11 protein-coding genes and 3 pseudogenes are annotated in these 12,583 nt (G+C 70.0%); 5 read left to right on the top strand and 9 right to left on the bottom strand.

Going from position 1 to position 12,583, the window contains the following annotated elements:
* Positions 1–160 precede the first annotated feature (160 nt).
* From HNR57_RS39190 to HNR57_RS21400, 4 genes and pseudogenes are all read right to left on the bottom strand, one after another.
* Positions 161–535 (bottom strand): annotated as a pseudogene (locus HNR57_RS39190) (carbohydrate ABC transporter permease); the annotation flags it as partial.
* A gap of 57 nt (positions 536–592) precedes the next feature.
* Positions 593–1,828 (bottom strand): annotated as a pseudogene (locus HNR57_RS21405) (ABC transporter substrate-binding protein); the annotation flags it as partial.
* A 412-nt stretch (positions 1,829–2,240) separates the two neighbouring features.
* Positions 2,241–2,330: pseudogene (locus HNR57_RS40310) on the bottom strand (S1 RNA-binding domain-containing protein); the annotation flags it as partial.
* Between the two features lie 27 nt (positions 2,331–2,357).
* A complete protein-coding gene (locus HNR57_RS21400) occupies positions 2,358–2,657 on the bottom strand; it encodes a S1 domain-containing protein (protein ID WP_246554813.1) in 300 nt (99 codons plus the stop codon).
* 234 nt (positions 2,658–2,891) lie between these two features.
* On the opposite strand from HNR57_RS21400, the gene argC reads away from it, so the two are divergent.
* The 5 genes from argC to HNR57_RS21375 are packed head-to-tail and all read left to right on the top strand — an operon-like array spanning position 2,892 to position 7,728.
* The gene (argC, locus tag HNR57_RS21395) at positions 2,892–3,920 is read left to right on the top strand and encodes an N-acetyl-gamma-glutamyl-phosphate reductase (protein WP_184561759.1); all 1,029 of its coding nucleotides are present in this window, start codon (positions 2,892–2,894) and stop codon (positions 3,918–3,920) included.
* Complete coding sequence (gene argJ, locus HNR57_RS21390) at positions 3,917–5,068, top strand: bifunctional glutamate N-acetyltransferase/amino-acid acetyltransferase ArgJ (protein WP_184561757.1); 1,152 nt, start codon at positions 3,917–3,919, stop codon at positions 5,066–5,068. Before argC ends, argJ begins: the two co-directional genes overlap by 4 nt.
* Positions 5,065–5,979 carry an acetylglutamate kinase gene (argB, locus tag HNR57_RS21385; RefSeq protein ID WP_184561755.1) on the top strand — a complete coding sequence of 305 codons (915 nt, stop codon included), beginning with the start codon at positions 5,065–5,067 and terminating at the stop codon, positions 5,977–5,979. Before argJ ends, argB begins: the two co-directional genes overlap by 4 nt.
* Positions 5,976–7,175 (top strand): acetylornithine transaminase, encoded by a 1,200-nt coding sequence (locus HNR57_RS21380; protein WP_184561752.1) that lies wholly within the window; start codon positions 5,976–5,978, stop codon positions 7,173–7,175. The genes argB and HNR57_RS21380 overlap by 4 nt, the downstream gene beginning before the upstream one ends.
* A gap of 7 nt (positions 7,176–7,182) precedes the next feature.
* Positions 7,183–7,728, top strand: coding sequence for an arginine repressor (locus HNR57_RS21375; RefSeq protein WP_184561750.1), 546 nt, complete (start codon positions 7,183–7,185; stop codon positions 7,726–7,728).
* Between the two features lie 142 nt (positions 7,729–7,870).
* On the opposite strand, the gene HNR57_RS21370 is transcribed toward HNR57_RS21375, so the two are convergent.
* The 5 genes from HNR57_RS21370 to HNR57_RS21350 all read right to left on the bottom strand — a co-directional run bounded on the left by HNR57_RS21370 (position 7,871) and on the right by HNR57_RS21350 (position 12,565).
* Complete coding sequence (locus tag HNR57_RS21370) at positions 7,871–8,674, bottom strand: FAD:protein FMN transferase (protein WP_313674285.1); 804 nt, start codon at positions 8,672–8,674, stop codon at positions 7,871–7,873.
* Positions 8,667–9,722, bottom strand: a complete 1,056-nt coding sequence (locus HNR57_RS21365) for an FMN-binding protein (RefSeq protein WP_184561748.1) — start codon at positions 9,720–9,722, stop codon at positions 8,667–8,669. The genes HNR57_RS21370 and HNR57_RS21365 overlap by 8 nt, the downstream gene beginning before the upstream one ends.
* A gap of 40 nt (positions 9,723–9,762) precedes the next feature.
* Entirely contained in the window at positions 9,763–11,145 is a 1,383-nt protein-coding gene (locus HNR57_RS21360) for a ferredoxin reductase family protein (RefSeq protein ID WP_184561746.1), read from the bottom strand.
* Between the two features lie 127 nt (positions 11,146–11,272).
* On the bottom strand, positions 11,273–11,974 hold the full coding sequence (locus tag HNR57_RS21355) for a L,D-transpeptidase family protein (RefSeq protein WP_184561744.1): 702 nt from the start codon (positions 11,972–11,974) through the stop codon (positions 11,273–11,275).
* A gap of 3 nt (positions 11,975–11,977) precedes the next feature.
* Complete coding sequence (locus HNR57_RS21350; protein ID WP_184561742.1) at positions 11,978–12,565, bottom strand: pyridoxamine 5'-phosphate oxidase family protein; 588 nt, start codon at positions 12,563–12,565, stop codon at positions 11,978–11,980.
* Between the last annotated feature and the right edge of the window lie 18 nt (positions 12,566–12,583).

The following is a 12,583-nucleotide window of genomic DNA, read 5'->3' as shown; positions in this document are numbered from 1 at the left end:
GTGAAACGGGGGCTGCAGTCCGGGCAGACGGACAGCGTCCGGTCGGGGGCACTGGACCGCTGGATGTGGCCCACGGAAATGGGCCTGCCGCTCTGTGCTCATTACCGGCTCCAGAGGAATGGGAGGTGGGGAGGGGGAAAGGGGCCGGCGCGGCCGATGGTCAGCCCTTGTTGGCGCCGAGGGTGAGGCCGCTGACGAACTGGCGCTGGAGCGCGAAGTACACGATCAGGGTCGGGATCGCGGTGAGCAGGGCGCCGGCGGCGATCAGGTTGGGGTCGGTGAAGTACTGGCCGGAGAGGTTGTTCAGTGCCGAGGTGATCGGCATGTTCTCGCCGGTGGAGATCAGGACGATGGCCCAGGAGAAGTCGTTGTAGATCCAGATGGACGGCAGGGTGGCGAGGGCCGCCATCGCCGGCTTGCACAGCGGCAGCGTGATCTGCCAGTACAGCCGCCAGACGGAGGCGCCGTCGACGAGGGCGGCCTCGGTGAGCTCGTGCGGAAGTGAACGCATGAAATTGCTGAGCACGAAGGCGCAGCAGGAACAGGTTGAGCCGGAAGCCGAAGCGGCTGACGTAGAAGGCGACCATCGACGGTCGATCCCCTTCGGATCGCGGATGAACTTCTGCAGCGCGGGCTGCATCACTGTGGAGGTGAAGTCCGGCCGGCTGTCGCGGTCCATGAACTGCGTGAGGTGCTTGGCGCCGGAGATCATCTCGTAGGCCTTCTTCCGCAGGGGGGTGTACGAGGAGGTGTCCGCCGTCCTGGAAGCCGCGACGACGCTCGGGTCGGACTTGAGGTAGATCTGCTCGGCGGCCGGGGAGCCACCGGCCTTGTTCTTCGGGGCCTTGCTGAGCATGAAGCCGTCGGTCGGCGCCTCGACGGTGTCCTGCCCGTACGCCGGGTCGATCTCCGGGAAGGCGAAGAAGTCCAGGTCTTCCAGTGCGGCCTTGTCGGTGATCTGCTGGGCCACGAAGGTGCCCAGCAGATACATGCCGGCTTTCTTCGAGGCCAGAGTCTGGGCGGCGTCCTGCCAGGTGCGGCCGACGGCGCCGTCCTGGTGGTAGGGGAGGAGCTCGGTCCACAGGTCGAAGGTCTTGCGCACCTTGGCGTCGAGCCAGGAGGCCTTGCCGGCCATCAGCTCGACGTGGAAGTCGTAGCCGTTGGCGCGGAAGTTGATCTGGTCGAAGGTGCCCATCGCGGGCCAGGCGTCCTTGTCGCCGAAGGCGATCGGGACGAGCCCGTCCTTCTGCATCATCCGCTTGCACAGCGCGACCAACTGGTCCCAGGTGGTGGGAACTTCGTAGCCGTACTGCTTGAAGACGCTCTTCCGGTAGAAGAGGGCCCAGGGGTACGTGTACAGCGGGACGAAATAGTGGTTGCCGTCCTCACTCTGGCTGAGCACCTTCATCGCGACGGAGAAGTTGTCCCCGATGGTCTTCCACACGTCATCGATCGGCGTGGCCAGTCCCTTGCCCGCGAAGAACTGCATGCGGTAGCCGGCGAACCAGTGGAACACGTCGTCCGGCGTGCCCTGCAGATACGAGTTGATCTGCTCCTGGAACGTGTTGTGGTCCTTGGTGATCACGTCGACCGTGATCCCGGACTTCTTCTTGTAGGCCGCGTAGATGTCCGCGAACGCCTTCTTCGGCACCGCGTCCGACGCGTTGGAACCGACCGTGACGGTCTTCGGGTCACTCGCCGTACCGCTACCGCCGCAGGCGCTCAGCAAGGGGATGCCGGCGCCTAGCGCAACGGCCCCGCCCATCCCCCGCAGCAGCGTGCGGCGGTCGGGGCCGGGAGAGGAGAGACCGGAGGAAGAGAGTTGCATGGCGACTCCTGGGGCTGGGCAGCGGCCATCGAGTCCAGGCCGAAGGGCACACGACCGATCAGAAGTAAACGAGACCCAACAGCAGGCCCCATGACATCCGTTCGGCCTGCCGAACGTCAAGAGCCGCGCACGACCTTTATGTGACCCCTGCGAAAACCGATGACCTGGGGAAATCGCTTTCTCGTGGCGCCCGTTGCCGGATTCCCGCAGGATCGACGCGATGGGTGCGCTCCCATGGCGCGAGTGTGTCTGTACCGCACATCGAGCACACCTGGCGCCATTCGAGCCATGTCACGCCGAGCCGCAAGTGCAGCGGCCCCACTCAAGTCAGGGACGGCAGCATGTCGGCGATGAGCAGCAACTGGGAACGTCAACCACTCCGGAAAGCCGTCGCAGGTCCGGCACCCGGAATTCAGCCGGTGCAGAGGCCGTCCGGTTCGCCATCGACGTGAACGAAGATCCCGAAGTTACGAACCTCGGAGACCGTCCCAGCGACGACCTGCCCTCGTTCAAACGCGAGGAGGAAGGGTCACAAGGCCGGAATCTCGCACGCCCTGGAGGAGAGGTGAAGCTGGCCTTCGCGCCAACGCCCGATCTCTTCGGCGTTGATCTCCTGGCCGACCTCAAACAGCTCGGATGGATGCGCCATCCCGCGCATCGACGCCTCCTGTCTAGGAATCCGACCGATCTCGGTCCCTCCGTCGGCATCCGCAAGCTCCACCAGGACGTCCGCTCCGTCAAACCCGATGACCTTCACCGTTCTCACAGCCCCCGGCCGGAGCTGGTTGATCAAGGACTGCATGCGAGGGTCGGGGGACTGCTCGGACATGGTGGTGAGCCTGGTCGGCGTCGGCCGCACTGGTTCCAACTCTCATGACCAGGTTCCAACTGGCGTATCACTGCTCACCGCAACACAGTGCTACGGGACCAAGATTCGCCGACTAGCGTGCTCCAGGTGCCAAGCAAAATTCTCGGTCACACCGCGGCAGCCCCGCCGCCCCTGCTTGGGATTGCATAAACGTGCAGCGAAACGTATAGTCATGCCCTCTAAGGAGGAGGATCCATGGCGGTACGTGCGGCAGTGGCCGGAGCGAGTGGGTACGCGGGCGGGGAACTGCTGCGTCTGCTCCTGGCGCACCCCGAGGTCGAGATCGGTGCCCTGACCGGCAACTCGAACGCGGGGCAGAGGCTCGGTGCGCTCCAGCCGCACCTGCTGCCCCTGGCCGGCCGAGTGCTCCAGGAGACCACCCCCGAGGTCCTGGCCGGTCACGACGTCGTCTTCCTCGCGCTGCCGCACGGGCAGTCCGCCGCCGTCGCCGAGCAGCTCGGCCCGGAGGTGCTCGTCGTCGACATGGGCGCCGACTTCCGCCTGACGGACGCCGCCGCCTGGGAGCGGTTCTACGGCTCGCCGCACGCCGGAACCTGGCCCTACGGCCTTCCCGAACTGCCGGGCGCCCGCGCTGCGCTGGAGGGGTCCAAGCGCATCGCGGTGCCCGGTTGCTACCCCACCGCCGTCTCCCTGGCCCTCTTCCCGGCGTACGCGGCGGGCCTGGCCCAGGCCGAGGCCGTGATCGTCGCCGCGTCCGGCACCTCCGGCGCGGGCAAGGCGCCCAAGCCGCACCTGCTCGGCAGCGAGGTCATGGGCTCGATGTCCCCGTACGGCGTCGGCGGCGTGCACCGGCACACCCCCGAGATCACCCAGAACCTCAGCGCGGCCGCCGGAGAGCCGGTCACGGTCTCCTTCACACCGACCCTCGCGCCGATGCCCCGCGGCATCCTCGCCACGTGCAGCGCCAAGGCCGCCGACGGCGTCACGGCCGAGTCCCTGCGCGCCGCCTACGAGAAGGCCTTCGCCGACGAACCGTTCGTGCACCTGCTTCCCGAGGGCCAGTGGCCCGCCACGGCGTCCGTCTACGGTTCGAACGCCGTTCAGGTGCAGGTCGCGTACGACGCCGCCGCCGGACGGATCATCGTGATCAGCGCCATCGACAACCTCACCAAGGGCACCGCGGGCGGTGCCGTCCAGAGCATGAACATCGCCCTGGGTCTCGACGAGACCACCGGACTGACGACGATCGGAGTTGCGCCGTGAGTGTGACGGCAGCAAAGGGATTCACGGCGGCGGGCATCGCCGCCGGGATCAAGGAGAACGGCAACCCCGACCTGGCCCTCGTGGTCAACACCGGCCCCCGACGCGCCGCCGCGGGCGTCTTCACCTCCAACCGTGTGAAGGCCGCGCCGGTCCTGTGGTCCGAGCAGGTGCTGAAGAGCGGGCAGGTGTCCGCCGTCGTCCTCAACTCCGGTGGCGCCAACGCCTGCACGGGCCCCAAGGGCTTCCAGGACACCCACGCGACCGCCGAGAAGGCCGCCGAGGTCCTCGGGCGGGGGGCCGTCGAGATCGCCGTCTGCTCGACCGGCCTCATCGGCGTCCTGCTTCCCATGGACAAGCTGCTCCCGGGCATCGAGACCGCCGCCGCCCAGCTCTCCGAGCACGGCGGCGAGAAGGCCGCCATCGCCATCAAGACCACTGACACCGTCCACAAGACGTCCGTCGTCACCAAGGACGGGTGGACCGTCGGCGGCATGGCCAAGGGCGCGGGCATGCTCGCCCCCGGCCTCGCCACCATGCTCGTCGTCCTCACCACCGACGCCGCCGTCGACGACGAGGCGCTCGACAAGGCCCTGCGCGACGCCACCCGCACGACCTTCGACCGGGTCGACTCCGACGGCTGCATGTCCACCAACGACACCGTGCTGCTGCTCGCCTCCGGCTCGGCCGGCGTCACCCCTCAGTACGAGGAGTTCGCCGAGGCCGTACGGCAGGTCTGCGACGACCTCGGACAGCAGCTCATCCGGGACGCCGAGGGTGCCAGCAAGGACATCAAGGTCGAGGTGATCAACGCCGCGACCGAGGACGACGCCGTCGAGGTGGGCCGCTCCATCGCCCGCAACAACCTCCTCAAGTGCGCGATCCACGGCGAGGACCCCAACTGGGGCCGTGTCCTGTCCGCGATCGGCACCACGCGGGCCGCCTTCGAGCCCGACCGGCTCAACGTCGCCATCAACGGCGTCTGGGTCTGCAAGAACGGCGGCGTCGGCGAGGACCGCGACAAGGTCGACATGCGCTTCCGCGAGGTGCACATCGTCGCCGACCTCGCAGCCGGATCCGAGACCGCCACCATCTGGACCAACGACCTCACGGCCGACTACGTCCACGAGAACAGCGCGTACTCGTCATGAGCAGTGGATCGACACGCAAGCACACCGCGCTGCCCAAGGCGCAGATCCTCATCGAGGCGCTGCCCTGGCTGGTCCGGCACAACGGCAAGACGGTCGTCATCAAGTTCGGCGGCAACGCCATGATCGACGAGGACCTGAAAGCCGCCTTCGCCCAGGACGTGGTGTTCCTGCACCACGCCGGCCTCAAGCCCGTCGTCGTGCACGGCGGCGGACCGCAGATCAGCGCCGCCCTCGACCAGCACGGCATCGTCAGCGAGTTCAAGGCGGGCCTGAGGGTGACCACCGAGGACGCCATGGACGTCGTACGGATGGTGCTGGCCGGGCAGGTCCAGCGCGAACTGGTCGGGCTGCTCAACCAGCACGGGCCGCTCGCCGTCGGCCTGACCGGCGAGGACGCGCACACCATCACCGCCACCAAGCACCAGCCGGAGATCGACGGCGAGCTGGTCGACATCGGGCGGGTGGGCGAGATCACCGCGATCGACACGGGCGCGATCGAGGCCCTGCTCGCCGACGGCCGCATCCCGGTCGTCTCCTCGATCGCCCGCTCCCAGGACGACGGACATGTCTACAACGTCAATGCTGATACGGCGGCTGCGGCACTCGCTGCTGCACTGGACGCCGAAACCCTCATGGTCCTCACGGACGTCGAGGGCCTCTACGAGGACTGGCCGAACAGCGACGAGGTGATCAGCCGCCTCACCGCCACCGAGCTGGAGCGGCTGCTGCCGGACCTGTCGTCCGGCATGGTGCCGAAGATGGAGGGCTGCCTGCACGCCGTCCGCAACGGCGTCACCACCGCCCGGGTCATCGACGGCCGGGTCCAGCACTCGATCCTGCTGGAGATCTTCACCGACGAGGGCATCGGCACGATGGTCGTGCCCGACGAGCACGAGGGGGAAGCCGTATGACCGCCCATCAGGAGTACGCCGAGCGGTGGCAGGGCGCGCTCATGAACAACTACGGCACCCCGCTGCTGCCCCTGGCACGCGGCGAGGGCACCAAGGTGTGGGACGCCGACGGCAACGCGTACCTCGACTTCGTCGGCGGCATCGCCACCAACGCCCTCGGCCACGCCCACCCGGCCGTCGTCGAGGCCGTCAGCCGGCAGATCGGCTCACTCGGCCACATCTCCAACTTCTTCATGGCCGAGCCGACCGTCGCCCTCGCCGAGCGGCTGCTCAACCTGTTCGGCCGGGACGGCAAGGTCTTCTTCTGCAACTCCGGCGCCGAGGCCAACGAGGCAGCCTTCAAGATCGGCCGGCTGACCGGGCGGACCCACATCGTGGCCACCGAGGGCGCCTTCCACGGGCGGACCATGGGCGCCCTGGCCATGACCGGCCAGACAAGCAAGCGCGAGCCGTTCCTGCCGCTGCCCGGCGACGTCACGCACGTGCCGTTCGGTGACGCGCAGGCCCTGGCCGCCGCGGTCACCGAGGAGACCGCGCTCGTCATCCTCGAACCGATCCAGGGCGAGCTCGGCGTGGTCGTCCCGCCGGCCGGCTACCTCAAGGCCGCCCGGGCCATCACCGCCGCGACCGGGGCGCTCCTCGTCCTCGACGAGGTGCAGACCGGCATCGGCCGGACCGGGCACTGGTTCGAGTACCAGGCCCACGAAGGCGTCCTGCCCGACATCGTCACCCTCGCCAAGCAGCTCGGCGGAGGGCTGCCGCTGGGCGCCACCGTCGCCTTCGGGCGCGCGGCCGACCTGCTCCAGCCCGGCCAGCACGGCACGACCTTCGGCGGCAACCCGGTCGCCTGCGCGGCCGGGCTCGCCGTCCTCGACACCATCGAGAACGAGGGGTTGCTGGAGAACGTCAAACGGCAGAGCGAGAGGTTGCGGGACGGAATCGAGGGCCTCGGCCACCAGTTGATCGATTTCGTCCGGGGGACGGGACTCCTCCTGGGTATCGTCTTGACCGAGCCGCTCGCGCCCCAGGTGCGCCAGGCGGCTCAGGAGGCCGGATTCCTGGTGAACGTGCCCGCCCCCGACGTCGTCCGGCTGATGCCGCCGCTGAACCTTCGCGACGACGAGGTGGACGCGTTCCTCGGGGCGCTGCCCGGCATCCTCCAGGCAGTCAGCGGGGACGGACGATCCGGGGAATGAGACGACGATGAGCCAGGCGCAGGACCACGAGCAGCCGGGGGCGAACGGGCCCGCCGTGCCGCAGACCCGCACCGCCCGCCACCGCCGGATCGTGGACATCCTCAACCGGCAGCCGGTCCGGTCGCAGAGCCAGCTGGCGAAGCTGCTCGCCGACGACGGCCTGAGCGTCACCCAGGCGACGCTCAGCCGGGACCTGGACGAGCTGAACGCGGTGAAGATCCGCAACGCCGACGGCGACCTGATCTACGCGGTGCCCAGCGAGGGCGGGTTCCGTACGCCCCGGGCGCCGCTGGGCGGGTCGGCGAAGGAGGAGCGGATGCGGCGGCTCTCGCAGGAGCTGCTGATCTCCGCGGAGGCCTCGGCGAACCTCGTGGTGCTGCGGACCCCTCCGGGGGCGGCGCAGTTCCTCGCCTCGGCGATCGACCAGGCCGAGCTGCACGACATCCTGGGGACGATCGCCGGTGACGACACGTTGCTGCTGATCAGCCGGGAGCCGGCGGGTGGGCAGGCGCTGGCCGACCATTTGCTGAGGCTGGCGCAGAACGGGCACTGAGCACCCGTCCTACGGGTGCGGGTGCGCTGTGGCTTGTCGCGCAGTTCCCCGCGCCCCTGGGTCGGCCTAGCTGCGGGCACCCGTCCCACAGAAGCGGCACCCCGCTACGCCGGGCTGCGGGACGCCCCGCCCCAGCCGGAACTCACCCCAGCCTCGCAGCCAAGCCCCCCGTACAACGCACCTCGTCACCAGCCGTGATCAGCAGCGCCTCCACATCCGGCAGCGACTCCAGCCACGCCAGGCCCTCCCGCGAACCCATCGCGAACGCCGCCGTCGCCCAGCAGTCCACCCACGTCAGCCGGGGACCCACCACCGTCACGGCGACCAGGTCGGTCACGGCGGAACGTCCCGTACGGGGGTCGACGATGTGATCTCCCCGCTCCGCCGTGCCGGACGTGGCCACGGACAGTTCCGCCGTCCCGGCCGCGGAGACGACCGCGGCGAGACCCCCCGGACGCAACGGGTCGGACACGCCCACGCGCCACGGCCGCTGCCCACCCGGTGTCCCGAGCAACTGCACGTCGCCGCCGCCGTTCAGATTCACTCCGCACACCCCGGGCACGTCCGCCAGCCGCCGAGCCGCCCGCTCGACGGCCCAGCCCTTGACGATGCCGGTCGGATCGAGGCGGCCCTGATACGACGTGCTGAACCAGCCGTCGCTTCTCCGCTCCGCCTCCGCGGCCAGTTCCAGCACCTCGGCGACCTCGGGGTCGCACTCCGCCACGGTCAGCTCCCCGCGCTGCAGCCGGGAGATCTGGCTGTCCCGGCGGTACGTGCTGAACACCTCGTCGACCCGGTGCAGCCCGGCGACGGCCTCGTCCAGGGCCGCGCGCACCGCGGCCGGTTCCCCGCCGCGGACGTCGAAGGAGAAGACGGTCCCCATCGTCTCCTCGGCATGACGTACCGCGGCGGGAGCCTGTGCGGAGTCGGTCACCGTGTCAGCCACCGGCCTGGTCCAGCGCGGACTGGAGGGACTGCTTGTAGCCGGCGCTGGTGTACGTGGCCCCGGACACGGCGTCGATCTGCGCGTTCCCGGCCGCTACGGCCGCCTGGTTGAGGCGGGGGACGGAGGAGGAGGTGATCTGGTCGCTGCGGCCGCCCTTGGGGGCCTGGACGGCCTCGGCCTTGGTGATCTTCCCGCCCGCGACGGTCACCCGCACCTGCACCGGGCCGTACTGCGTCTGCGCCACACTGCCGGTGAGGGTCCGCGTCGCGGCCTGGCCGCCTCCCGAGCCCGCGGCCTGCGAGGAACCGCCCCCGGCCGGAGCCTTGTCCAGGGCCGACTGGAGGGACTTCTTGTAGCCGGCGCTGGTGTACGTGGCGCCCGACACGGCGTCGATGTCCGCGTTTCCGGCCGCTACGGCCGCCTGGTTGAGGCGGGGGACGGAGGAGGAGGTGATCTGGTCGCTGCGGCCGCCCTTGGGGGCCTGGACCGCCTCGGCCTTGGTGATCTTCCCGCCCGCGACGGTCACCCGCACCTGCACCGGGCCGTACTGCGTCTGCGCGACATCGCCGGTCAGCGTCTGCGCACCGCCCGAACCCTGCTGGGACCCGGCCGAGGCCTTCGCCTTGTCCAGGGCCGACTGGAGGGACTTCTTGTAGCCGGCGCTGGTGTACGTGGCGCCCGAGACCGCGTCGATCTCCGCGCTCTGCGCCGCGACCGCCGCCTGGTTCAGGCGCGGCACCGAGCTGGCCGTGATCTGGTCGCTGCGGCCGCCCTTGGGGGCCTGGACCGCCTCGGCCTGGGTGATCTTGCCGTTGGCCATGGTCAGGCGGACCTGCACGGCGCCGTACTGCGTCTGCGCCGCGTCACCGGTGACCGCGCCGTTCACGCCGCCCTGCGGGGCCTGCCCGGCCGCCGCCGGCGGCGCCTGGCCCGCCGCCTGGGCCGAGCCCGGGTCGGAGGCCGGCTTCAGGGACAGCAGCAGCACGATCCCGGAGACGGTGGCTGCGCCGGCGAGCACGGCACGCCGGACGGGGTGAGACTTCCTCATCGTTTCCCAAACTCCTGAAAGACCGTTGGTGTCCCGTCGCTCACATCTCGAACGACTCGTGATGGATACGGCGAGCGGGTACTCCCGCGCCGCGCAGTGCCTCGTAGACCGACTGGGCGAAACCGGGCGGACCGCACATGAAGACGTCGTGGTCGTCGATGTCCGGGATCTTGCGCTGGAGGGACTCCGCAGAGATGTCCGGGCGTTCCCCCTCCGGGCTGTTGACCGCGTACATCAGCCGGGCACCGCGCTCGTCGGCGATCTTGGCGAGTTCGCCCCACAGCGCCAGGTCCTGGGTGGTGTTGGCCCGGTAGAGGAGGGTGATGTCGCCGGACGCCCCCGGCAGCGTCTCGAACAGCGCCCGCATCGGGGTGATGCCCACACCGCCCGCGACCAGCAGGACCTTGCCGCGGCTGCGGCGCTGCGCGGTCATCGCGCCGTACGGGCCCTCGGCCCACACCTTGGTGCCGGGTTCGAGATCACGCAGCCGGGAGGTGTGGTCACCGATCGCCTTGACCGTGATCCGCAGCATGTCGGGGCGGGGCGCCGCCGACAGCGAGTACGGGTGCGAACTGAAGCGCATTCCCGGGGCCTTGAACCGCCAGCGGAAGAAGTGCCCGGCCTCCGCGCCCATCCGGTGCAGCTTGCGCCCGCTGATCAGCACGGACACGATCCCGGGGGTCTCCTCGATGACCGCCGCCACCCGCATGCGGTGTCGCATGTTCAGCCGGATCGGCGTGAGGATCCGGTACCAGACGACCAGCGCGGTCACCACGCCGTACAGCCCGTACCAGAAGGTCTTAGCGGCCGGCTCGACGGCGAACTCGTTGCCGGTGGTGATCTGGTGCCAGAACGTCAGGTACACCGCCGCGTACGTCAGCAGGTGCACGTGGTACCAGGTGTCGTACCCGATCAGCCGGCGCACCCCGCCGATCGACAGGATGCCGATGACGAACAGCAGGCCCGTGCCGATGGCGGCCTTGCCCATGTCGGGCAGCTGGTTGATGGAGTCCGTCGTCTGCTGGACGATGTCGCCGAGCCCCTTGCCCGCCTGCAGGGCGTAGCCCCACATGATGAGGAAGACGTGGGCGAGGACCAGGCAGAGCGTGTAGCGGCCGGTCATGGCGTGCCAGCGCGCGACCCGGTCGGTGCCCACCCGGCGCTCCAGCGCGGGCACCCGGGCCATCTGGAGCACCACCAGCGCCATGAGGTAGCCGGCGAGCAGGCCGGTGATCCGGCCGGCGGCCAGGATCTTGCTCGTGTTGTCCGCGAGGGACGGTGTGTTGTCCCACCACAGCCACAGCACGGCCGCCGCACCGGCCCACAGGGCGATCAGCAGCGGGACGGCCGGGGAGCGGCGCGGGCGGATGCGGCGCATCGTCTGGCGGCGGGCGGCACGTCCGCCTGCGAGCGTGGTGGTCACGGTTCCTCCGTGGGGACTTGACCCTTGGCCCACAGATACGTGCCGGGAGACGGGAGTGTTCAGCCGTGTTCCAGGTCGGGTGCTGACAGCGGTGACCGCTGGTAACACGCGCGCGGCCCGCACCCCGTCACAGCCGCGTGACGGCCGTCTTCCCGCTCCGGGTGCCGACGGCGATGTGCGGCCGCCGTGCTGGGTCGGCCCAGACGAGGATCCGCCGCATCGCGTCCTCGGGCACGGAGACACAACCGGCCGTCGCGCCGCGCCCGTTGGCGTGGAGGAAGATGCCCGCGCCGCGCCCCCGCACGGGACGCCCGTAGTTGAAGCCGATGACGAGCGCGTGCGCGTACTGGGCGCGGTAGGCGATCAGCTGCTCGGCCTCGGCGGCCCGGCAGTCGGCCGCGCGCGGCTCGCTCCAGCGGTTGTAGGAGCGGGAGTCGTTGTCCTGGCACCACCAGGAATCGTGGTGCACCCTGCGGTAGGTGTACGCCGTCCCGCGCGGCGCCGCCTTGATGCCGAAGGCGTACGGCAGGCCGTAGAGGCCGGTGGGTGTGGTACTGGTGCCCTGCTTGCGGGAGGCGCCCCCGACGAGCCCGTTCGCTCCGAACCGGGCCGGCGCGGAGCCCCTCTTCACCCAGCGCCCGTCTTTGCCGCGGTCCCACCAGACGACCGTGCCCGTCGTCGAGGCCCGCCCCGGGGCCACCGCGGTGATCAGCTGGGTGCCGCCGCCGGTGTCCGCCATCCGGGCCGGCAGCGGCGGGGCGGGGGCGGGCGGCCCGGCGCCGAGCACGATCAGGGAGGAGACGGCGAGGGCGACGGCACCGGGGCGCATGCCTCAGACGGTAGAGGGGGGCAGCGGCAACGGCAGCCCGGGTAGTCCGTCCAGGCTGCTGGCGATGTGCTCCTTCTTGCTGAAGTACGCGCTGAGCGAGGCGTCGTCCTCCCGGGCGAACCGCTTGCCGTGCAGGTCCCGGTCCTCCTCGTACGCCATGAAGGGCACCGCGTAACCGCAGGTGTCGCGGACGAGTTCGGCGGTGACGACGATGATCGCGCGCAGGCCGTGCTGGGTCGTGTCGATGTCCGGGAAGTGCGTGAGCAGTTCCCCGAAGCGAGGGTCGTCGCGGAAGACCGGCTCACCTCTGCCGTGCACGCGGACGATGTTCGGCGGGCCCTGGAATGCGCACCACATCAGGGTGATCCGCCCGTTCTCCCGGAGGTGGGCGATGGTCTCGGCGTTGGAACCGGCGAAGTCGAGGTAGGCCACCGTGTGCTCGTCGAGCACCGCGAAGGAGCCCGTGAGCCCCTTGGGCGAGAGGTTGACCGTGCCGTCGGCGGCCAGGGGAGCGGTGGCGGTGAAGAAGACCGGCTGCGCCTCGATGAACGTGCGGAGCCGGCCGTCTATGCGCTCATAAGTCTTTCCCATGTCGAACGATTATGCTCG

The sequence above is a fragment of the Streptomyces paradoxus genome, from assembly GCF_014202475.1.
GTDB classification, from domain to species: Bacteria; Actinomycetota; Actinomycetes; order Streptomycetales; family Streptomycetaceae; genus Streptomyces; species Streptomyces paradoxus.
Note: the sequence above shows the minus strand (reverse complement) of the source record. Positions and strands in the feature narration are given on the sequence as shown.

What these genes read in the sequence shown, in the direction of transcription:
- HNR57_RS21355 (WP_184561744.1), bottom strand. Translation starts at nt 11,974, where the DNA reads ATGCGCCCCGGTGCCGTCGCCCTCGCCGTCTCCTCCCTGATCGTGCTC.
- HNR57_RS21350 (WP_184561742.1), bottom strand. Translation starts at nt 12,565, where the DNA reads ATGGGAAAGACTTATGAGCGCATAGACGGCCGGCTCCGCACGTTCATC.
- argC (WP_184561759.1), top strand. Translation starts at nt 2,892, where the DNA reads ATGGCGGTACGTGCGGCAGTGGCCGGAGCGAGTGGGTACGCGGGCGGG.
- argB (WP_184561755.1), top strand. Translation starts at nt 5,065, where the DNA reads ATGAGCAGTGGATCGACACGCAAGCACACCGCGCTGCCCAAGGCGCAG.
- HNR57_RS21400 (WP_246554813.1), bottom strand. Translation starts at nt 2,657, where the DNA reads ATGTCCGAGCAGTCCCCCGACCCTCGCATGCAGTCCTTGATCAACCAG.
- HNR57_RS21365 (WP_184561748.1), bottom strand. Translation starts at nt 9,722, where the DNA reads ATGAGGAAGTCTCACCCCGTCCGGCGTGCCGTGCTCGCCGGCGCAGCC.
- HNR57_RS21380 (WP_184561752.1), top strand. Translation starts at nt 5,976, where the DNA reads ATGACCGCCCATCAGGAGTACGCCGAGCGGTGGCAGGGCGCGCTCATG.
- HNR57_RS21375 (WP_184561750.1), top strand. Translation starts at nt 7,183, where the DNA reads ATGAGCCAGGCGCAGGACCACGAGCAGCCGGGGGCGAACGGGCCCGCC.